Raw genomic sequence first — 20,031 nt, forward strand, 5'->3', positions numbered from 1 at the left:
GCTGCTTTGCACAAGCGGCTATGACCTACCGCCGCAAGGCCGTGCAGCAAAACCGTAAAATCAGGGGTTCCACTAGGCCGGGCGGCAGCCGCCCTCAAGAGACAACATGAACCCCATCCAAGTTGGCGTAGTCATGGGTTCCAGCAGCGACTGGGACACCATGCAACACGCAGTTGCCATCCTCCAGCAATTCGGTATCACTTTTGAGGCCAAGGTCGTGTCGGCCCACCGCATGCCGGACGACATGTTCCGCTTTGCCGAAGGCGCCGCAGATCGCGGTATCAAGGCCATCATCGCCGGTGCCGGCGGCGCAGCCCACCTGCCCGGCATGATTGCTGCCAAGACCACCGTGCCCGTGCTGGGCGTGCCTGTGGCCAGCCGCCACCTGCAAGGTGTGGATTCACTGCACTCCATCGTGCAAATGCCCAAGGGCGTGCCCGTGGCCACTTTTGCCATCGGCACCGCCGGTGCAGCCAACGCGGCCCTGTTTGCCGTGGCCCTGCTGGCCAATGAAGACCCTGCGCTGCGCGCCAAGCTCGACGCCTTCCGCGTGGAGCAGACCGAAGCCGCCCGCAACATGACGCTGCCGGTGAACGAATGAGCAACGCTAACAACACCGCCGTGATTTTCCCGGGAGCGACTCTCGGCGTGCTGGGCGGCGGTCAGCTGGGCCGCATGTTTGCGCACTCCGCGCAGGCCATGGGCTACTTCACCGCCGTGCTGGACAAAGACGAAACCAGCCCCGCGGGTCTGGTCAGCCACCACCACATCCGCACCGGTTACGAAGATGCGCAAGGTCTGGCAGAACTCGCCCAGCTGTGCGCCGCCGTGACCACCGAGTTTGAAAACGTGCCCGCCGCCGCTTTGAACAAACTGGCCGAGAGCCTGCCCGTGTCGCCCACCGGTTCTGCCGTGGCGATTGCGCAGGACCGCGCTGCCGAGAAGTCCCACTTTGTGAAGTGCGGCGTGCCCTGCGCGCCTTACGCCGTGATTGAGACCCTCGCGCAACTGGCTGCCGTCAACGACGCGCTGCTGCCCGGCATCTTGAAGACGGCCCGCATGGGCTACGACGGCAAGGGCCAGATTCGCGTCAAGACCCGCGAAGAACTGGCCCAAGGCTGGGCTGAGCTGGGCCATGTGGCCTGCGTGCTGGAAAAAATGCTGCCACTGGCACACGAATGCTCCGTCATCGTGGCCCGTGGCCGCAATGGCGACATCGTCAACCTGCCCGTGCAGCGCAATCTGCACCGCGAGGGCATTCTGACCGTCACCGAGGTTTATGAAGGAAATCTGCCTGTAACTCAGGTAGAGCAAGCGATTGCAGCTGCAAAGTCTGTAGCAATCGGCCTCGACTATGTCGGCGTGCTGTGCGTAGAGTTCTTTGTGCTGGACAACGGTCAGCTCGTGGTCAACGAGATTGCCCCACGCCCGCACAACAGCGGCCACTACAGCCAAAACGCGCTGGATGTGTCGCAGTTCGACCTGCAAGTGCGCTGCATGACCAACCTGCCACTGACACAGCCACGCCAGCACAGCGCCACCGTCATGCTGAACCTGCTGGGCGACCTGTGGTTCAAGGACAGCGATGTGGCCCAGAGCCCTGCGTGGGACCAGATTCTGGCCCTGCCCGGTGCCCACCTGCACCTGTACGGCAAGGTCGATGCCAAGCGCGCCCGCAAGATGGGCCACTTGAACATCACCGCGGCCACTGCGGAGCAAGCCCGTGCCACAGCCCTCAAGGCTGCTGAAATTTTGGGCATTGAAGCGTTCTGATAACACCCCCTGAGCGGCTACGCCGCTTCCCCCTCTCTCGCTACGCGGGAGGGGGACGACGCCCTCGCTGCGGGGCGGCCCTTGCTAGGCGTCCTTCACCTGCGCCATGCAAGAGCAAAAGCACCGCACACACTGCGGCGCAGTGAATGAAAGAGGAATCGAAATGATCTTGGATGGAACGCTGGACGCCTCGGTACAAGCCGCTGCGCTTGCCTTGCAACAAGGCAAGCTGCTGGGCCTGCCCACCGAGACGGTTTATGGCCTGGCCGCAGACAGCGACAACGACGCTGCCGTGGCGCAGATCTTTACCGCCAAGGGCCGCCCCGCCAGCCATCCGCTGATCGTGCATGTGGCAGATGCTGCGGCCATCACCCGCTACGCCAAGGAAGTGCCGGTCTTTGCCCAGCAACTGATCGACGCCTTCTGGCCCGGCCCCCTCACGCTGATCCTGCCTCGCCTGCCCGAAGCCGCCAAGGCATCGACGGGCGGGCAGGGCAGCGTGGGCCTGCGCTGCCCCAGCCACCCCGTGGCGCATGCGGTGCTCAAAGCCTGCCAGCAGTTGACGCCGCCCGTGTGGGGCGTCTCGGCGCCCAGCGCCAACAAGTTTGGCCGCGTCAGCCCCACCACGGCAGAGCATGTGGCCACCGAGTTTGGTGACGACCTGCTGGTGCTGGACGGCGGCGCTTGCGAAGTGGGCATTGAATCAACAATAGTCGACTGCACACGCGGCGTGCCCGTGCTGCTGCGCCCCGGCGCCATCACCCGTGACGATATTGAACGCGCCTGCGGCATGAAGCCGCTCTCAAAAGAAGAGCTGTCGGCGAACACCCCACGGGCGTCAGGCACGCTTTTGGCACATTACGCCCCCAACGCCAAGGTGCGGCTGATGGAGGCCAAGCAGCTGCAAGCAGCGCTGGATATTCTGGGCAAAGACGGCAAGAACATCGCTATTTACCACCGCAGTCCTCTCAAGGCACCCAGCGCCCAGTTGCTGCTGCGCCGCATGTCTGACGACCCCCGCGACGTGGCCCGTGAGCTGTTTGGCATGCTGCGCAATTTTGACGACTGGGGCGCCAAGCTGATCTGGATTGAAGCCCCTGCTGACACCGCCGACTGGGAAGGCGTGCGCGACCGCCTGCAGCGCGCTGCGGCGGCAGGCTAAAAGCAAAGAACCAGCGCATGCGCTGGTTCTTTTTTGGGCGCCTGGCTAAACCTTAGAAGTTATAGGCAGCAGCCACCGTCAACACGGTGGGGCGAAAGCGAATATCAATATTTCGCTGCACGCCTGCGGTAGTGGTGGTGAGCTTGGTCTTGACCTTGGCCGTAGCCACCGCGCCCAAGATAGACCAGCGCTCATTGATGCGGTAGCTCAGGCCCACCTGCCCTGCCAGCCCCCAGGAGTCCGACAGGCTAATGTCCGTGGGCCCACCGTTGAGCGCGTTGTTGGCGGCCGTCGATTTGGTCTTGTCGAAGTTGGTGTAGTTCACACCAATGCCTACAAATGGCCTCCACTGACTATTGGCCTCACCAAACTTGTAGTTGAAGAACAAGGTGGGAGCAATCTGGCGCACTTCTGCCAGCTTCTGCCCATTAAAGGCTGCAATGTGCGGGGGCAAATTGCCCGCGATCTTGCCATTCACATCATGGGTTGGCGGGTAGCCCAATGCCAGCTCCACTTCCATATTGGGATGGAAGCCATAGGCCAGCGACAGGAACAAGGTGGATTTGTTTTGCACCTCCACGCTAATCCCGGAAGGAGGGCCAGGTAGCATGGGGCCCACCGCATCACTGGCCGATGAGTGGGGCGCAATATGCGAAATACCAGCGCGGATAGACACTTGGGCTGCGGCCACACCGCAGCCACCTGCCAGCAAAGCCGCCAGCAATGCGTGAGAAATCAAACGACTCATACAGATACTCCTGAAGCTTTACTCATGCACCGGCGCCAGCCAGCACTTTCTGGAAGAACGCGCGCGCAGCCACACTACAGAACGGCGGCACCAGCGAGCCGTGATAGGCCTGCACCACGGCTTCAGCACCACCCTGCGCGGCAACGCCGGCCTTGGTTTGTGCAAAACCAGCCTTCACTGCGGCAAACGGATCACTGGCACCTGCAGGGGCAGAATCCACATCCAGCGCCGTCACCAAACCAGCAGGCAAACTGGCCCACAGCTGCTGCATCAAACCGGTGTTGGGAGCGTAGAAAACGGTCGGGTCCGCATTGCCGCCGCACATCAGCACTGGCGCGCGGGGCGTCCAGCCACGCAGGTCGTTCTTTGCCAGCGCCTGACGAACGGGGTTGGCTGCAGTGGTCGAAGGCATGCCCGTGGTGACGGCTGGCAATGCGCCATCAGGATTGGCCTTGGCATCCATCAAATACGCCAGACGCGTGGGGTTGTTGATCAAGTTGTTCTTGCCAAAACCCAGTGCAAACAACGGAGCCTGTGCCGCAGGTGTGGTGGGCGGCGTAATGGACTCCAGCCCCGGCGCGGGTGCGGTACTGCTGAACAACGTGGTCAGCGGCAGTTTGCCCTGCTGAACCAGGCTGGTAAACGGCGTGGATGATGGCAGCAGCGTTTCGATGCCAGTGGCGTACTGGGCCTCATAGATATCCGAAGTCTGGCGGTAAATATTGCCGTAGGCTTTCTGGTAGCTGGTGGTGATCAAAGGCAGGAACAGGGTGGAGCCCAGGTTCACATTGCCCGAGAAGATCGCATCCCCGAAAGCCGCCATCGCATAAGGGCCCGACAAGGGTGCCGATGCGGTCACCGGCATGCCCGCAGCCTGCATGGCGCGGTGCGTGGCCATGGCCACAAAACCACCTTGCGAGTAACCCGTCACCAGCAGCGCGCCGGAGTCTTTGCCTCCTAGATTCGGCAACGCCTTGCGTGCAGCCGTCAGCGAATCGATCATCTCCTTGGACTGCTGGTCAGCATTCAGATACGGGTGATAGCCCAGCTTGGAGACGTCGTAGCCTGCGTAGTTGGGCGCAACCACAATAAAGCCCTGCGCGGCAAACATGGCCGCCAGCAAAGTGCCTTCACTGGCGCCGGGGCGTGCGGGTTCGGTGATATCGGCAATGTTGTATGCGCGGTCAGACGTTGTGCCATGCGCATAAAGCAGCACGGGGCGTGGGCCAGAGCAGCCTGCCGCATCGCCCTTGGGGATCATCAGCGCGCCAGAAGCATTGGTGGCCTCGCCTGCACCGCCCACGGTTCCATACTCGATATAGCGAATATCCACCCCACACTTGGGTGCGCCTGCCAGCTGCAGCAGGCTTTTGCCCGAAGCATTGGCATCCAGCCGCCCCTTGAACTCTTCTGCCGTCAACACAGTCACGCCCAGCGGAGGATTGTGGATGAGCGAGCCTCGCGCACCGCTGTTATCGGTCTGCGTGCTGCCGCCGGAGTCTGAGCCTCCGCCGCCACAGGCGACTAGCAGCCCCGCTGAAGCCAATGCAGCAGCCAGTAGTTTGAGTGTGCTTGCCAAGATGATGTCCTCCTGAGGTGTTATGAATCGCACGGTCGTGCTTTTTTCCTCAATATCATCGTAGCGACACTCCCACATGCTTTGTCATCGGGCAACTACCGATAGGTTTGCAAAAACATGCGCACTGACAGAAAAGTGCCTTCCCCTACCAGTCCTGCGCCCATCAAAAAACCGGGCCAAAGCCCGGTTGTCGATGACGCTTACTGCGCAGCCGTCCAGTCCACCAGTGCATCCCACGCCGCGCGGGCCGCTGTGGCGTTGGCGTGGTTGGCCATGGCGACCAGCACATAGCGCTGGCCGCTGATGCCATCGACGTAACCAGCCAGCGCCGTCGAATCACGCAGGGTGCCGGTCTTGAGGTGCGCAGAGCCCGCAAATTTGCTGCGGCTGCGGCGCAAAGTTCCATCCACGCCGACGATGGGCATGGAGGAGACAAACTCCGGCATCACGGGCGACACCCAGGCACTTTGCAGCATGCGGCCCAGGCCGTTGGCGGTAATGCTGGCATTGCGGCTCAGGCCTGCTCCGTTGTCCACAGCGGGCTGCTCGACATTGCCAAGGCGTGCCGTCCACCACTGCGCCAGAGACTGGCGGGCAGACTCGTAATTGGTCACACCCGTGCGTTGCATGCCCAGCGTCAGCAGCACATGCTGCGCCATGATGTTGTTGCTGTATTTGTTGATGTCGCGCACCACTTCAGACAGCGCGGGCGACTCCAGCTGAAACGCAGGTTGCAGGCCTTGCGGCACGGTGCCGTCATGCGCGCTGCCGGTGAGCTTGCCGCCCAGCTCACGCCACATGCCTTCGATGGCCTTGGCCGCAAAGCGCTCGGGCTGCGCCGGGGCGATGGACCAGCTTTTGTCACCGCAACTGGCCGGATAGCTACCGTTGAAAGCGATGCGCTGTGGGTTGGCCATGTCCAGCTGCATCTTGCTGCGCCAGTCGCCACAATCAGAATTAGGAGCTGCCAGCGCCAGTGTCTGCTGGTTATCCATACCAAACATGGGTGGATCGTATTGAATACGGGCGACACCAGCTCCTGTATCAGGAGCGACATTGACCGCTACCGCTTTGTAGTTGATCAGCAGCGCATCGGGAGATGCGTTGTAGGGGCGCCAGGGTTCGTTGTCAAAACCGGCCGCATCATGCGCGGGCAGCTGAAAAGCGCTGCGGTCCAGCACGATGTCGCCCACGATGACCTTCACGCCCATGCCTTGCAGGCGACGCAGCATCAGCCACAGGCGTTCCAGCACCAGCTTGGGGTCGCCCTGCCCTTGAATGTAAAGATTGCCGCGCAACGCGCCATCGACCACCGGGCCGCCCAGATACACGGGCGTACGCCACACAAAGGCCGGGCCGAGCTGATCAAGCGCCGCATAGGTGGTGACCAGCTTCATGACGGATGCCGGGTTCATGGGCTGCTGCGTGCGCCAGGCCAAGCTGGGAGCCGTTTTGCCGTCCACGTTCACTACCAGCAAGGACACGGCCTCGCGCGGAATCTTGGCGCGCTGCAGCGCGGTTTCGACCGCGGCGGGAATGCGCGTATCCGCCGGCTGGGCCTGGCTGTAAGAGGTCTGAGCCAGCAGCGCCAGCAAAGGTGCGCCAAGCGCGGCGAGGGTCTTGCGAAGAAAGGTGGGGGTCAGCAGCATCGCGCAAGTCTACGCCGGGCTTTGGCAGCGCCAGCGGCAAGGTAGCGGCGGGCGTCCGATAATGTCAGCCTCCCTCTGCCAGCCAGTGCAGCACGAATAGCGCTCCAGCCCCATGCGGCTGACGCCCCGCCGAACATGAATCTTCTCGCCATCGACACCAGTACCGATACCCTGTTTGTTGCCGTCCAGCAGGGTGATGCCGTCTGGCAGCACAGCGGACCGGGCGCACAGCAGTCGTCGGCCCAGTTGCTGCCCGCCATTCGCCAGCTTTTGAAGGATGCCGGACTCACCTTCAAGCAGCTGGATGCCATTGCCTTTGGCCGTGGCCCCGGCTCCTTCACGGGTCTGCGCACGGCCTGCGCCATCACGCAAGGTCTGGCCTTTGCCGCCAAGGTGCCGGTGCTGCCCATTGATTCGCTGCTGACAGTGGCCGAAGAAGCGCGCCACCAGCACGGCTGCACCGAGGTCGAAGCCGTGCTGGATGCGCGCATGAACGAGGTTTATCACGCGCCGTTTCGGTATGTGGATGGCCAGTGGATAGAGCCCGAAGACTTTGGCCTGTGCGCGCCCCAAGCACTGCAAGTCGCCGCCGGCATGACGGTGGCCGGCAATGCCCAGCCCATCTACCCCGAGCTGCTGGCCCCCGCCGCCCCGCATGTGCAGGCCATGCCCACCGCCACCGCCATGCTGCGCCTGGCACCGGCGCTGTTGGCAAAAGGCTGCGCCGTGCCAGCGGAAGAGGCACTGCCCCGCTACATCCGCGATAAAGTGGCAAAAACGACGGCAGAGCGCGAAGCGGAAAAAGCCGCCGCTGCAGCTGCCGCACTGGCTGCCACCGACAACGCCGCTCAATAAGCTTCAATGACATCACCCAGCAGCTCCTCACTGCCCGCCACCAGCGCCTGCATGGACGATGCGGCATCTCTGGTGCACTTCGAGCCGTTGTCCGCGCTCTGGCTTGATACCCTGCTCCCCATTGAGGAGCAAGCTTATGCCCACCCCTGGTCGCGCGGCAACTTTCAGGATGCCATGGTGGCCGGGTATGAGGTGCAGTTGCTGGTCGATGCCAATCACCAGTTGCTGGGCTACTTTGTTGCCATGTCCGTGCTCGATGAGGTCCACCTGCTCAACATCACCGTCAACCCTGCCCACCAGCGCCAAGGCTGGGCACGCCTGCTGCTAGATGCGCTGGCCCTGTGGTCGCGGCAAAAGAATGCACAGTGGATCTGGCTGGAAGTGCGCGAAAGCAATCAGCGCGCCCGCGAGGTCTATCTCAAGCACGGCTTCACCGAAGTGGGCCTGCGCAAAAATTACTACCCCAACCCCAACGGCCCGCGTGAAAACGCCGTGCTTATGAGTCTGAAACTATGGCCCTGAACCTGGACGCCCGCCAGCGGGCCATGCTGGAAGCAATGGGCATTACCGTCTGGTTGCCTGAGCCTGTAGAAACGGCTGTGGCACTGGAGACCAGCGCTGCCATTGCAGGCACCGAATTGCGTGCAGCTGAACCTGTACCTGCGATGCGCGCTACTGTTATTGCAGCTGTCCCGGCACCTGCCCCTGTGTCTGCGCCTGAGCCGCAATCTGCAGCGCCAGCACCGGTTGCGGTGCCTGCCCCGGCCCGCGCACCCGCACCTGCACGACAGCCAACCCCCATCCTCCCCAGCCACCCGCATGAGCCGCGCCAGTTTGTGCAGCAGCCTGCGGCAGGTCCTGCGGGCGAACCCGGTCTGGGCTGGACGATCAGCCCCGCGCAACTGGTCTACCCGCACGCGCCGCAGCATGTGCAGGCCAGCGAGCAAGGCGGCTGGCTGATCTTGCTGGAGCCTGCAGCCAACCCACCCCTCATCAGCCCTGCGCAAAAGCCCACGGCCGACAGCGCGCAGACCGCGCTGCAAGGCGATGCGGCAAGGCTGCTGGACAATATGCTGCGCGCCCTGCAGCTGCAAGAAAAGCCGCGCGTCTTCAGCGCTGCGCTGCACCGCGCGCCGCCTGATGCCGACCTGAGCCATGCCCAGCCACTGCAACCCGCACTGGAGACCTTGCTGCGCGAGCTGCGCCCCGACTGCGTGCTGGTGCTGGGCCTTGCCAGCGCCCGCGCCGTACTGGGCCGCCACGATGCGCTGGGCCGTCTGCGCTCTGAACCGCATCGCATTGCGGGCGTGCCAACCGTGGTGACTTACGACCCCAATTACCTGCTGCGCGCACCGCAGGCCAAGGCAGGTGCCTGGGCCGACCTGGTGCAGGCCCATGCATTTACAAAACCGGTGTGACAGGGAAAAGACAAGCCCTGCTTACCCACTCCCCCATGCACGTTGCACGCGACATGCTGCAGTGCAACGTAGCATAATCATTGACTTAGCTTTATTGAAAGACATCCGTGGAAACCTACCCTAGTTGGTAGCTTTCAGCTCCCGGTTCGAACTGCGGGGTTGAAAGCGCCCTGATCCCTGCAGAACCTCAAGAACAACCGGGAGTGAGCTGATGCTCAACATCTTTACGCTAGCCAATGGCCGACTCGTTCAGGAAGAAATCGAGTCTCTGGCCGACCTCGAACGCTTTCAGCCCATCTGGGTCGATCTGGAATCGCCCACCCTCGAAGAAAAGCGCTGGATCAAACAGCACTACGAGCTGTCCATCCCTGAAGATGCGATGGACGACGACATCGAGGAATCCGCCCGCTTCTACGAGGAAGACAACGGCGAGCTGCATATCCGCAGCGACTTCTTGATTGATGACGACGAAGACCCGCGCTCGGTGCGCGTCGCCTTTATCCTCAACCAGCACAACAAGAACCTGCGCAGCTGCGGCGTACTGTTCTCGATTCACGATGAAGACGTGCCCGTGTTCCGCCTGCTGCGCATGCGTGCGCGCCGTGCACCGGGCCTGATTGACGCCGCCGAGGACGTGCTGCTCAAACTGTTTGACGCGGACGCAGAATACTCCGCCGACACGCTGGAGCGCATTTACGACGACCTGGAAAAAGTCAGCCAGCAAGTGCTTTCCGGCAACGTGACCGACGAAGCCGCCAAGGATGTGCTGGGCGCCATTGCCCGGCAGGAAGACTTGAACGGCCGCATTCGCCGCAATGTGATGGATACGCGCCGTGCCGTGAGCTTTTTGATGCGCTCCAAGATGCTCAATGCCGAGCAGTTCGAGGAAGCACGCCAGATCCTGCGCGACATCGAGTCCCTGGACAGCCACACGGCCTTCCTGTTCGACAAGATCAACTTCTTGATGGACGCCACCGTCGGTTTCATCAACATCAACCAGAACAAGATCATCAAGATCTTCTCTGTGGCCAGCGTCGCCTTGCTGCCGCCCACGCTGATCGCCAGCGTCTACGGCATGAATTTCCAGTTCATGCCCGAGCTGAACTGGGAATATGGCTACCCCTATGTAGTCGCTCTCATGGTGGCCAGTGCGCTAGGCCCCATGCTGTATTTCCGCAAGCGCGGCTGGTTGAAATAGATTTAGCTCCCCCTGAGCGGCTTTGCCGCTTCCCCCCGAGGGGGACGACAGCCCCGCTGGGGGCGGCCCTTGCTTGCTGTCTCTGACTTGGTTTGTTTAGCGATTTAAAGACGCTTGCACAGGTCTTCGATCACGGCTTGCGCGTAGCGGCTGGCAATACTCTGTACAAACAGCGGAAAGTCCACATGCGCCGCGTCGTCGGCCTTGTCCGAGATGCTGCGCATGGCGGCAAATGGCAGGTCGTAATCTGCGCAGACCTGGGCAATGGCGGCACCCTCCATCTCTACGGCCAGCGGTGCAAGATCAGCCTGCTCCAGCCCTTGGCGCAACTGCGCTGCTTCTTCACTGCCAGAGACAAAGCGGTCACCACTGACGATCAGACCTTCATGCACCTGCGGCACGCCAAGGCCCAGCTCTGCCGCCCACTCTCCAGCCTGTTGCTGCACGCAAGCCTGCACTGATTGCAGCAAGGCATTGGAGAGCGCTGCATCGCAGTCAAACACGGCACGGCCATAGCCGGGCACCTCAAAGCGCGGGAACAGCGGCGATGCATCCATATCGTGCTGCACATACTGGCGTGCCACCACCACATGGCCCACATGCACCGCATCACCCAGCCCGCCCGCCACGCCGGTGAAGACGATGGCTTTGGCGCCAAAGCGCTCAATCAGCGCCACCGCCGTGGTGGCCGCGGCCACCTTGCCAATGCCAGACAGCGCGCAGATCACCTCTTTGCCATGCAGCTTGCCAGTCCAGAAGATACGGCCTGCATGCCGAGTTTGCTGCGCGTTCTCCAGCAAATGGACGAGTCCATCCTGTTCTTCGGCAAGCGCGCTGAGTATGGCTATCGGCATGGGGAAACTCTTCTTGGATTCAGATCAAAGCGCCTATTGTGGCCGCTGCCGTGATCGCCGATGAAAACAAAAAAGGAGCGCATCGCGCTCCTGTGAAATTGCCTTGGAAAGACAAGATGAAATCAATCAGGCATCGCGCAGCTCTCGGCGCAAAATTTTGCCTACGGGGGTCTTGGGCAGCTCGGTGCGGAAGATGATGTGGCGCGGGCGCTTGTAGCCCGTCAGATTGGCCTGGCAGTACTCACGCACGATCTGCTCGGTCAGCGCCGGGTCTTTCTTGACGATGACCAGCTTGATGGCCTCGCCCGACTTTTCATCGGGCACGCCGACCACCGCGCACTCCAGCACGCCGGGGCAGTTGGAGACCACGTCTTCCACTTCGTTCGGATAGACGTTGAAGCCGCTGACGATGACCATGTCCTTCTTGCGGTCCACGATCTTCACAAAACCGCGTTCGTCCATGGTGCCGATGTCGCCGGTCAGAAAGTAGCCGTCAGCCGTCATGGACTTGGCCGTTTCATCGGGACGTTGCCAGTAACCGGCCATGACCTGCGGGCCCAGCACAGCCACTTCGCCAGGCTGTCCCCATTCAGTCACATCCTGCCCGTCGCTCCCCACCAGCTTGACGTAGGTACTGGGCAAGGGCACGCCAATCGTGCCCGAATAAGCGGTTGCCGTGACAGGGTTGCAGGTGACAGAGGGGCTGGTTTCCGACAGGCCATAGCCTTCGCAGATGGGGCAGCCGGTCTTTTTGAGCCACAGCTCGGCCACAGCGCTTTGCACGGCCATACCACCGCCCACCGATACCTTGAGATGACTCCAGTCCACGGTGTTGAAGTCCGGGTGATTGGCCAGCCCGTTGAACAGCGTGTTCACCGCAGGCAGACTGTGAAAACGGTGCTTGGACAACTCTTTCAGCGTCGCCTTGAGGTCACGCGGATTGGGGATGAGCACGGTTTTTCCACCCGTGCGCATGGAGAGCATCATGTTCACCGTAAAGGCGAAGATGTGATACAGCGGCAGCGCGCAGATACTGGTGGGCTGCTCGCCCGCAGGCACCTTTTTCATCGCCGGCGCGTTCCACGCTTCGGACTGGAGCACGTTGGCAATGATGTTCTTGTGCAGCAGCACCGCGCCCTTGCTCACGCCCGTGGTGCCGCCTGTGTATTGCAGCAGCGCCATGTCGTCGGCCTTGAACACGGGGGCCGTAAAGTTGCCGCCGCGCCCCATGGCCAGCGCATCGTTGAAGCGCACAGCACCGGGCAGGCTGAAGGCAGGCACCATCTTTTTTACGGAACGCACCACGTAGTTAACTAGGGCACCTTTGAGAAAGCCCAGCTCGTCCCCCATGGCGCACAGCACGATGTGCTCAATAGCGCTGCCATGCATGCCGTCCTGCAGCGTCTTGGCAAAGTTCTCGATGATGACGATGGCTTTGGCGCCCGAATCTTTGAGCTGATGCTCCAGCTCGCGTGCGGTGTAGAGCGGGTTGACGTTGACCACTACATAACCGGCACGCAGCACCGCAGCCACGGCCACTGGGTACTGGGGGATATTGGGCATCATCAGCGCTACGCGGTCACCGCGCTGCAGGCCCAGTCCTTGCAGATAGGAGGCAAAGGCCTTGCTCTGCGCATCGACCTCGGCAAAGCTCAGCTCTTTGCCCATGAAGGAATAGGCGACCTTGCTGGAGTGCTTGGCAAATGCCTCTTCCATCAAAGCCACCAGCGATGGGTACTGGGACGTATCAATGTCCGAAGGAACACCCTCCGGATATGCATTCAGCCAAGGACGGTCACTCATTCATCTGTCTCCGTGTCTTATCGTCTGATCAGACTATTCTGATAAAAAGCACGGTCGTTCGGTAGTCTCGTAACCCCTTAGAGAATTGCGTAAAAGTCATTTCAAAAAACAAAAAGCCCGCAAGAACCAGTCCTGCGGGCTTTAAGCATTTCAAGCCTCTAGCGCTTATCAATCAAGCGCAAACAGCTATCAAAATAGGAGTATTACTTGACCAGCTGAGCCAGATCGCCAGCGGTGTACTTCTTGGCCATTTGATCCAGGGTGTAGCCCTTGATCTTGGAGCCCTGGCCTTCGCAGCCGAACTCGATGTAGCGAGCCTTGCAGACCAGCTTGGCGGCTTCGCGGGCTGGCTTGAGCCATTCGCGGGCGTCGAACTTATCGGGGTTCTCGGCCAGGAACTTACGCACAGCGCCGGTCATCGCCAGACGGATGTCGGTGTCGATGTTGATCTTGCGCACACCGTACTTGATGGCTTCCTGGATTTCCGACACGGGCACGCCGTAGGTTTCCTTCATCTTGCCGCCGAACTCATTGATGATGGCCAGCAGCTCTTGAGGAACGGAAGACGAGCCGTGCATCACCAGGTGGGTGTTGGGGATGCGGGCGTGGATTTCCTTGACGCGGGAAATAGCCAGAATGTCGCCTGTAGGGGGGCGGCTGAACTTGTAAGCGCCGTGGCTGGTACCGATGGCAATCGCCAGAGCGTCCAGTTGCGTGGCTTGCACAAACTGAGCAGCTTCTTCGGGATCGGTCAGCATCTGGCTGTGGTCCAGCTTGCCGACAGCGCCGATGCCGTCTTCTTCACCGGCTTCACCGGTTTCCAGGTTACCCAGGCAACCCAGTTCGCCTTCAACCGTGGCACCGATCTGGTGAGCCATGGCCACAACCTTCTGAGTCACTTCGATGTTGTATTCGAAGGAGGAAGGTGTCTTGCCGTCGCTCATCAGCGAGCCGTCCATCATCACCGAGCCGAAGCCCAGGTTCAGCGCGCCCTGGCAGATTTCAGGAGTCGTGCCGTGATCCTGGTGCATGACCAGAGGGATGTGGGGATACATCTCGGCAGCCGCCTGAATCAGGTGCTTGATGAAGGGCTCACCGGCGTACTTGCGGGCACCAGCGCTGGCCTGCAGGATCACGGGCGCGCCGACTTCGTCAGCAGCCGACATCACGGCCTGGACTTGTTCCAGGTTGTTCACGTTGAAGGCGGGGATGCCATAGCCGTTTTCAGCAGCATGGTCCAGCATTTCGCGCATCGAGATCAAAGGCATGGTGGGTTCCGTTCAAAATTTTGATAGGCAACGCCCCGGCGAGGGAGTGGCTGTAGTGCCCTGCACAGCAGCTTGCGGCCTGAAGAAAGACCAGGGCCACGCTTGGTAACCTCTTGGTAACCCGTTATTTTAACCGGCAGACGGCATTTCCATGCGATAGCAGGTGGTGAAGCCTTGTGGTGCATCAGCCTCCACAAAGCGCCCGCCGTGGGCCTGCATGACGCGGCTGACAATTTCATGGCCCAGGTGCAGGCTGTCCACAGGCGGCACATGGGCAGGCGCGGCATCACGCCGCCCGTCATCGCAGACCTGCATCCATGCCAGGCCAAGTGATGAATCACACCCGGCCTGCACCTCGATCTGCGTGCCCGGCGGCGTATGGCGCACCGCGTTTTCGACCAGATTGCGCAGGGCAGAATCCAGCAGCAGCGCATTGCCGCGCACCATGACAGACTCAGGTGCATCTACCGCCAGCGTGTCTTCGCGCAGCCAAGCGCTCTGGGCCTGTGCAGCAGCCACATCACGCGCCACGGCAGCCCAGTTCACGGCCTGCAAAGGCGCATCCAGCATGCCGCGCCCAGCTCTGGCCAAGGTCAGCAGTTGATCGAGCACATGACCTGCGTGCAAAGCATCTTGCCCAATGCGCTGCAAAGCTGCTTGCATGGCTGGGTTATCGGTCTGCGGGCCAGACTTGAGAGCTTGCGCCTGCAAAGCGATGGAGGCCAGCGGTGTGCGCAGCTCATGCGCAACCTCGTTGGCCAGATTGCGCTCGCGCTCCAGCGCCTCTTGCTGGCGGTCGAGCAGCGTATTGATGGAGTTCACCATGGGCGACAGCTCACGCGGCACATTGGCATCGGATACGCGCTGATCGCGGCTTAAATCAAGGGCTTCGACCCGCTGCGTGATCTGGTTCAGCGGCCTCATGCCTCGGCGCACAGCCACACCCAAAGCAATCACCACGATGGGCAGCAGCCAGAAGCCCGGCTCAATCATCTGCATGGCGATGTCATCGGCCAGGCTATCGCGCTCGGCCAGAGAAATCATGACCGTGACCTTGGCTTTTTTGTCGTGGCTCCACTGGGTAAAACTGCGCCATGACTGCTGCGAATCAAAGGCGATGGTGGCAAAGCCCTGCTCCATGCCAAAGTCTGGCAATGGCGCCTGACCGGTGCGCGAGATCAGCACACCACTGGCGTTCCAGAGCACCACGCTCAGCGACTCCTGATAGTCGTGAGCATGCAGGCCCGGCGGTGGCTGCACAGCGGTTGCCTCACCCACGGGCACATCGCCTTGCACATGCCAGTTCAGCGCCAGCGATGCGACGCTGGCCAGGTGACCGTCCGTCAGCTCATCGGCTTCCGTCACGCCCGTCTGGTAGCCCCAGATAACAAAGCTGCCCCAGACCAGCGCCAGCGCGGCCAGCACCCAGGCCAGCAGCGTCAGCTGCAATGAGCTGCGGCGCTTTTCGGTGGGCGCTGCGGCGCTCATTCCTGCTCCTGCGGCATGAAATAGCCCACGCCGCGCATGGTGACGATGACTTTCTGGCCCAGTTTTTTACGCAGGTGGTGCACATAGACCTCCACCGCATTGCTCTCCACCGTATCGCCCCAGCTGTAGAGATGCTCTTCAATCTGCGGGCGCGACAGCACCCGGCCGCGCGCCAACAGCAAAGCCCAGAGCACGGCAAATTCACGCGGTGAGACCTCTACCTTCTGCCCCGCCTGCCGGATGATTCGGGCCGCCGGGTCCACCTCCAGATCGGCATGGCGAATGACCGGCGATGCCTGACCGGCAGCGCGGCGCATCATGGCGCGCAGGCGGGCTTCCAGCTCGTCCATGTCAAAGGGTTTGACCAGATAGTCATCGGCACCCAGATTCAACCCCGCAACCCGGTCCTGCACCTGATCGCGTGCCGTCAAAATCAGTACTGGCGTAGAGGCATCGGGCAGTTGCGGCAGACCGGGCCGGGCCACCTGCGCGCGCAGGCGGCGCACCACCTCGCTGCCATCGCCGTCGGGCAGGCCCAGGTCCAGCAGCACGGCATCAAAGCGCTCTGCCGCCAGAGCACCCCAAGCCTGCGCCACGCTGGCGCACACATCCACCGCATAGCCGCGCTGCATCAAATTGCTGCGCAGGCCTTCGGCAATGCCTTCGTTGTCTTCAACCACCAAAATTCGCATCACTGCATTGTGCGGCGCAAGCGAATATCCGCCAGATTTGCAGGCACACCCATTTGCCAGAGGCTCCCAGCCGCCTGAACTGCCCTGATCCGCCGCAGATTTGACACCGCCTTGGCGGCATTTCGCCTTACCATCCACGCACTTGTCATTGCCACCGCCCGCTGCAGCGCCTTTATGTTCTTCTTCGATCCTTATCTGTTTGCGCTGATCAATGCCGACGCGCAAACCCCCTGGTTCAGCATCGAGTTCGCGCGCGTTCTCTCGGCATGGGCTCCCAATATCAGCGCCATTCTCGTGATCATCGCTCTGCTGTTTGGCTCACCGGGGGTGCGCCGCACCATGCTGATGCTGCTGCTGTCCATGGCGACCGCCTGGCTGATCGCAAGACTCATACGCTGGGGCTTCCCAGCGCCGCGCCCGTTTCAACTGAACCTGGGCACGCTGTGGATTCAGCATGGCGGGCGCGCCAGCTTCCCCAGCCAGCATGCCAGCGGTGCTTTTGCGCTGGCCATGGCGCTCAGTCTGGGCGTGACGCGCCACCGCAAGGCGCTGGTGGCACTGGGCTGGACGGCGGCCATTGGCGTCGCCTGGAGCCGTGTTCACCTTGGAGTGCACTTTCCTTCGGATGTCATGGCCGGTGCGCTGGTCGGCATCAGCGCAGCCTTACTCGTCTGGAATGCGGCTTTCTGGCTGCGCAGCCGACGCTATCTGCGTATGGCGCCGCACATTAAAAAACTGCGTCTGCGCCTGAAGGCCCAGTAAAAGCAAACGAGGCGAGGCAGGCGCCTGCCGCCTTAAGCGCTTGTTAAGAAGTGGTTTCTATCGTTGCGGGCATGCATTCGCCCTTTCGCAATCCCCCCTCAGAAACCACCGCCTCACAACTGCTGAGCTGGACCCTCATCGCCCTGGCCTGTGTCGTGGCCTGGGACCTCAGCGGGCTGGACTTGGCCATGGCCCGCTGGTTTGGCAGCAGCCACGGCTTTGCGCTGCAAAACAACTGGTTCATGGTCAACATCGCCCATGAAGGCGCACGCAAGCTGGCATGGGTCATTGTGCTGGGGCTGAGCCTGATGATCTGGTGGCCGCTGGGTCTGCTGCGGCAAGTGCCCTATTCGCGGCGCATACAGCTGGTGGTTGCGTCTCTGGTCTCACTCATCGTCATGGCCGTCATGAAACGCATCAGTGCCACCAGTTGCCCCTGGGATCTGAGCGAATTTGGCGGACTGGCCCACTATGTTTCTCACTGGGCATGGGGAGTGACGGATGGCGGCGGCGGCCACTGCTTCCCGGCCGGTCATGCCTCGGCAGGTTTTGCCTTTGTCAGCGGCTACTTTGCCCTGCGCCACACAGCCGCCCATGCAGCGCGCCTGTGGCTAGCAGCCGCTCTGGCAGCGGGCTTTGCACTGGGACTGGCCCAGCAAATGCGCGGCGCCCACTTCATGAGCCATACGCTGTGGACCGCATGGCTGTGCTGGACAAGCTGCTGGATCTGCGATCTAGTAGTGACGCGATACCTTACACGCCAGACCCGGAGCGCGGGCGCTGCACCCAGCGCAGCCTATCCGGCCGACTGAAGAATCAGGTGCTATCAAAACAAAAGCTGCCAGCGCTTTATTGATAAGCGCTGGCAGCTTTTTTATTGAAAACCGGCACACCCCCAACAAGAGACATCCAGCAAGGATGCCGTCCCCCTCCCGAAGAGAGAGGGGAAGGCGCGCAGCGCCTCAGGGGTAACGTCAGTTACTCAACTCGGCAAATCTTGAGCATGTTCGTACCACCGGGCTGGCCCATGGGCTCGCCGCAGGTGATGGCGTACACGTCGCCAGATTGCACGATGCCGCGCATCAGCAGATGGGTCTTGGCCTGATCCAGAGCCGTATCGCGGTCAGCGCTGGTGTCCATCAGCAGAGGACGCACGTTGCGGTACAGCGCCATCTTGCGCTGAGTCGCCAGACGAGGCGTCAGAGCGTAGATAGGGATGTGGATGCGGTGACGGCTCATCCACAAAGCGGTAGAACCGGAATCCGTCATGGCCACGATGGCCTTGGCGCCCAGGTGGTGAGCAGTGAACAGGGCGCCAATGGCGATGGCCTGGTCGGTACGCTTGAAGGGGCTGTTGGAGAAGTCAGTATCCTTGGCGCGGTCTTCGGCAGCTTCGGCAGCGGCGCAGATGGCGGCCATTTCCTGCACGGTTTCCAACGGGTACTTGCCAGCAGCGGTTTCGGCGCTGAGCATCACGGCGTCGGTGCCGTCCAGCACGGCGTTGGCCACGTCGCTCACTTCCGCACGGGTAGGCACGGGGTTGGTGATCATGGACTCCATCATCTGGGTCGCAGTGATAACCACCTTATCCATGTCACGCGCCATGCGGATCATCTTTTTCTGCAGCGCAGGCACGGCAGCGTGACCCACTTCCACAGCCAGGTCACCACGGGCAACCATGATGCCGTCGGAGACCTTCAGAATTTCTTCCAGACGAGGAATGGCTTCAGCGCGCTCGATCTTGGCGATCAGGCCGGGCTTGTGGCCGTACTGGGCCGCTGCCACGTTGCACAGCTGGCGAGCCATTTCCATGTCGGTGGCGTTCTTGGGGAAGCTCACGGCCACGTAATCAGCCTGGAAGGACATCGCAGTCTTGATGTCTTCCATGTCCTTGGCGGTCAGCGCGGGGGCAGTCAGGCCGCCACCTTGCTTGTTGATGCCCTTGTTGTTGGACAGCTCGCCGCCCAGCTTGACGATGGCGTGCACGGCATCGCCACGCACAGCTTCCACGGTCATCACAATCAGGCCGTCGTTCAGCAGCAGCACGTCGCCGGGCTTCACATCGCGCGGCAGTTCCTTGTAATCCAGGCCCACGCCGTTGATGTCGCCGGGTTCGGTGCGCGATGCGTCCAGCACAAAGCGGGCGCCGGGCTCCAGCATGACCTTGCCTTCGGCAAACTTGCCGACGCGAATCTTGGGGCCTTGCAAGTCGGCCATGATGGCCACTTCACGGCCAGCACGCTTGGCGGCTTCACGCACCATGGTGGCGCGGTCCACGTGGTCCTGGGCCTTGCCATGGCTGAAGTTCAGGCGAACAACGTTTACGCCCTCGCGCACCATTTGCTCAAGCAGTTGCGGATCGCTGGAAGCAGGGCCCAGTGTGGCGACGATCTTGGTAGCACGACTCACTTGCATGATGAAATGTCTCTCTCGCGATGGAATGTAATCGGGTTTCAATTCTTGCATGAATGCAGTTACATGAATGCATCATCAAAGGTGCTGTAACACATGACCTTTCGAGCACAGCTGCACAAAAATAGTAGCTGCTTGCGCTCGCCCCTGAATTGAATAAGATCAAATATGCGCTGAAACCTAGGTATTTCAAGCGCTTGCAGCTACTGTTTTAGAAGTGCAAGAGGGAGTTTCTGGCGGAAGCAGTCCTGCGTTGTGCAGCGCATCAACGACCGCGTCGAAACAGTTTTGCCCGGCGGGTTCAAATGCAGAAGCGGGCGGATGCGCCGAAAGCGGCAAAGCACGCCGCATCAGGCCGTGATGGCAGCGC

The 20,031-nt window shown here is 61.5% G+C and carries 18 protein-coding genes; 9 read left to right on the top strand and 9 right to left on the bottom strand.

The annotated features are described in order from the left end of the window. Positions 1-106: 106 nt before the first annotated feature. From purE to RSF91_RS04415, 3 genes are all read left to right on the top strand, one after another. The gene (gene purE / locus RSF91_RS04405; RefSeq protein WP_099739176.1) at positions 107-601 is read left to right on the top strand and encodes a 5-(carboxyamino)imidazole ribonucleotide mutase; all 495 of its coding nucleotides are present in this window, start codon (positions 107-109) and stop codon (positions 599-601) included. After that, the gene (locus RSF91_RS04410) at positions 598-1,773 is read left to right on the top strand and encodes a 5-(carboxyamino)imidazole ribonucleotide synthase (RefSeq protein ID WP_332567276.1); all 1,176 of its coding nucleotides are present in this window, start codon (positions 598-600) and stop codon (positions 1,771-1,773) included. Before purE ends, RSF91_RS04410 begins: the two co-directional genes overlap by 4 nt. Positions 1,774-1,936: 163 nt before the next feature. Continuing rightward, on the top strand, positions 1,937-2,935 hold the full coding sequence (locus tag RSF91_RS04415; protein ID WP_332567277.1) for an L-threonylcarbamoyladenylate synthase: 999 nt from the start codon (positions 1,937-1,939) through the stop codon (positions 2,933-2,935). Between the two features lie 52 nt (positions 2,936-2,987). On the opposite strand, the gene RSF91_RS04420 is transcribed toward RSF91_RS04415, so the two are convergent. From RSF91_RS04420 to dacB, 3 genes are all read right to left on the bottom strand, one after another. Beyond that, positions 2,988-3,683 (bottom strand): OmpW/AlkL family protein, encoded by a 696-nt coding sequence (locus tag RSF91_RS04420; RefSeq protein ID WP_332567278.1) that lies wholly within the window; start codon positions 3,681-3,683, stop codon positions 2,988-2,990. Between the two features lie 22 nt (positions 3,684-3,705). After that, a complete protein-coding gene (locus tag RSF91_RS04425) occupies positions 3,706-5,262 on the bottom strand; it encodes an alpha/beta hydrolase family protein (protein WP_332567279.1) in 1,557 nt (518 codons plus the stop codon). A 200-nt stretch (positions 5,263-5,462) separates the two neighbouring features. Next, on the bottom strand, positions 5,463-6,911 hold the full coding sequence (dacB, locus tag RSF91_RS04430; RefSeq protein WP_332567280.1) for a D-alanyl-D-alanine carboxypeptidase/D-alanyl-D-alanine endopeptidase: 1,449 nt from the start codon (positions 6,909-6,911) through the stop codon (positions 5,463-5,465). 135 nt (positions 6,912-7,046) lie between these two features. On the opposite strand from dacB, the gene tsaB reads away from it, so the two are divergent. The 4 genes from tsaB (at position 7,047) to corA (ending at position 10,382) form a co-directional block, all read left to right on the top strand. Next, positions 7,047-7,766, top strand: a complete 720-nt coding sequence (gene tsaB / locus RSF91_RS04435; protein WP_332567281.1) for a tRNA (adenosine(37)-N6)-threonylcarbamoyltransferase complex dimerization subunit type 1 TsaB — start codon at positions 7,047-7,049, stop codon at positions 7,764-7,766. Between the two features lie 6 nt (positions 7,767-7,772). Continuing rightward, entirely contained in the window at positions 7,773-8,288 is a 516-nt protein-coding gene (gene rimI / locus RSF91_RS04440; RefSeq protein ID WP_332567282.1) for a ribosomal protein S18-alanine N-acetyltransferase, read from the top strand. After that, complete coding sequence (locus tag RSF91_RS04445; protein ID WP_332567283.1) at positions 8,279-9,184, top strand: uracil-DNA glycosylase family protein; 906 nt, start codon at positions 8,279-8,281, stop codon at positions 9,182-9,184. The genes rimI and RSF91_RS04445 overlap by 10 nt, the downstream gene beginning before the upstream one ends. Before the next feature lie 211 nt (positions 9,185-9,395). Continuing rightward, complete coding sequence (gene corA, locus RSF91_RS04450; RefSeq protein WP_332567284.1) at positions 9,396-10,382, top strand: magnesium/cobalt transporter CorA; 987 nt, start codon at positions 9,396-9,398, stop codon at positions 10,380-10,382. A gap of 104 nt (positions 10,383-10,486) precedes the next feature. On the opposite strand, the gene RSF91_RS04455 is transcribed toward corA, so the two are convergent. From RSF91_RS04455 to RSF91_RS04475, 5 genes are all read right to left on the bottom strand, one after another. Then, positions 10,487-11,236 carry a 5'-methylthioadenosine/adenosylhomocysteine nucleosidase gene (locus RSF91_RS04455; RefSeq protein ID WP_332567285.1) on the bottom strand — a complete coding sequence of 250 codons (750 nt, stop codon included), beginning with the start codon at positions 11,234-11,236 and terminating at the stop codon, positions 10,487-10,489. Between the two features lie 126 nt (positions 11,237-11,362). Next, positions 11,363-13,039, bottom strand: coding sequence for a long-chain-fatty-acid--CoA ligase (locus RSF91_RS04460; RefSeq protein ID WP_332567286.1), 1,677 nt, complete (start codon positions 13,037-13,039; stop codon positions 11,363-11,365). Positions 13,040-13,242: 203 nt separating this feature from the next. Next, positions 13,243-14,307, bottom strand: a complete 1,065-nt coding sequence (fba, locus tag RSF91_RS04465) for a class II fructose-bisphosphate aldolase (protein WP_332567287.1) — start codon at positions 14,305-14,307, stop codon at positions 13,243-13,245. A gap of 129 nt (positions 14,308-14,436) precedes the next feature. Beyond that, positions 14,437-15,795, bottom strand: coding sequence for a histidine kinase dimerization/phospho-acceptor domain-containing protein (locus tag RSF91_RS04470; RefSeq protein WP_332567288.1), 1,359 nt, complete (start codon positions 15,793-15,795; stop codon positions 14,437-14,439). Continuing rightward, positions 15,792-16,487, bottom strand: a complete 696-nt coding sequence (locus RSF91_RS04475) for a response regulator transcription factor (RefSeq protein ID WP_332567289.1) — start codon at positions 16,485-16,487, stop codon at positions 15,792-15,794. The genes RSF91_RS04470 and RSF91_RS04475 overlap by 4 nt, the downstream gene beginning before the upstream one ends. A 174-nt stretch (positions 16,488-16,661) precedes the next feature. Between RSF91_RS04475 and RSF91_RS04480 the strand changes: the two genes are divergently transcribed. Together RSF91_RS04480 and RSF91_RS04485 are read left to right on the top strand one after the other, a co-directional pair. Then, on the top strand, positions 16,662-17,249 hold the full coding sequence (locus RSF91_RS04480) for a phosphatase PAP2 family protein (RefSeq protein ID WP_332567290.1): 588 nt from the start codon (positions 16,662-16,664) through the stop codon (positions 17,247-17,249). A gap of 71 nt (positions 17,250-17,320) precedes the next feature. After that, positions 17,321-18,061, top strand: coding sequence for a phosphatase PAP2 family protein (locus RSF91_RS04485; RefSeq protein WP_332567291.1), 741 nt, complete (start codon positions 17,321-17,323; stop codon positions 18,059-18,061). A gap of 166 nt (positions 18,062-18,227) precedes the next feature. On the opposite strand, the gene pyk is transcribed toward RSF91_RS04485, so the two are convergent. Continuing rightward, positions 18,228-19,664 (bottom strand): pyruvate kinase, encoded by a 1,437-nt coding sequence (pyk, locus tag RSF91_RS04490; RefSeq protein WP_332567292.1) that lies wholly within the window; start codon positions 19,662-19,664, stop codon positions 18,228-18,230. Between the last annotated feature and the right edge of the window lie 367 nt (positions 19,665-20,031).

Origin of the sequence: Comamonas sp. (genome assembly GCF_036643215.1) — a bacterium.
GTDB lineage: Bacteria > Pseudomonadota > Gammaproteobacteria > Burkholderiales > Burkholderiaceae_C > Comamonas.

What these genes read in the sequence shown, in the direction of transcription:
- purE (WP_099739176.1), top strand. Translation starts at nt 107, where the DNA reads ATGAACCCCATCCAAGTTGGCGTAGTCATGGGTTCCAGCAGCGACTGG.
- RSF91_RS04410 (WP_332567276.1), top strand. Translation starts at nt 598, where the DNA reads ATGAGCAACGCTAACAACACCGCCGTGATTTTCCCGGGAGCGACTCTC.
- RSF91_RS04415 (WP_332567277.1), top strand. Translation starts at nt 1,937, where the DNA reads ATGATCTTGGATGGAACGCTGGACGCCTCGGTACAAGCCGCTGCGCTT.
- RSF91_RS04420 (WP_332567278.1), bottom strand. Translation starts at nt 3,683, where the DNA reads ATGAGTCGTTTGATTTCTCACGCATTGCTGGCGGCTTTGCTGGCAGGT.
- dacB (WP_332567280.1), bottom strand. Translation starts at nt 6,911, where the DNA reads ATGCTGCTGACCCCCACCTTTCTTCGCAAGACCCTCGCCGCGCTTGGC.
- tsaB (WP_332567281.1), top strand. Translation starts at nt 7,047, where the DNA reads ATGAATCTTCTCGCCATCGACACCAGTACCGATACCCTGTTTGTTGCC.
- rimI (WP_332567282.1), top strand. Translation starts at nt 7,773, where the DNA reads ATGACATCACCCAGCAGCTCCTCACTGCCCGCCACCAGCGCCTGCATG.
- RSF91_RS04445 (WP_332567283.1), top strand. Translation starts at nt 8,279, where the DNA reads ATGGCCCTGAACCTGGACGCCCGCCAGCGGGCCATGCTGGAAGCAATG.
- corA (WP_332567284.1), top strand. Translation starts at nt 9,396, where the DNA reads ATGCTCAACATCTTTACGCTAGCCAATGGCCGACTCGTTCAGGAAGAA.
- RSF91_RS04455 (WP_332567285.1), bottom strand. Translation starts at nt 11,236, where the DNA reads ATGCCGATAGCCATACTCAGCGCGCTTGCCGAAGAACAGGATGGACTC.
- RSF91_RS04460 (WP_332567286.1), bottom strand. Translation starts at nt 13,039, where the DNA reads ATGAGTGACCGTCCTTGGCTGAATGCATATCCGGAGGGTGTTCCTTCG.
- fba (WP_332567287.1), bottom strand. Translation starts at nt 14,307, where the DNA reads ATGCCTTTGATCTCGATGCGCGAAATGCTGGACCATGCTGCTGAAAAC.
- RSF91_RS04470 (WP_332567288.1), bottom strand. Translation starts at nt 15,795, where the DNA reads ATGAGCGCCGCAGCGCCCACCGAAAAGCGCCGCAGCTCATTGCAGCTG.
- RSF91_RS04475 (WP_332567289.1), bottom strand. Translation starts at nt 16,487, where the DNA reads ATGCGAATTTTGGTGGTTGAAGACAACGAAGGCATTGCCGAAGGCCTG.
- RSF91_RS04480 (WP_332567290.1), top strand. Translation starts at nt 16,662, where the DNA reads ATGTTCTTCTTCGATCCTTATCTGTTTGCGCTGATCAATGCCGACGCG.
- RSF91_RS04485 (WP_332567291.1), top strand. Translation starts at nt 17,321, where the DNA reads ATGCATTCGCCCTTTCGCAATCCCCCCTCAGAAACCACCGCCTCACAA.
- pyk (WP_332567292.1), bottom strand. Translation starts at nt 19,664, where the DNA reads ATGCAAGTGAGTCGTGCTACCAAGATCGTCGCCACACTGGGCCCTGCT.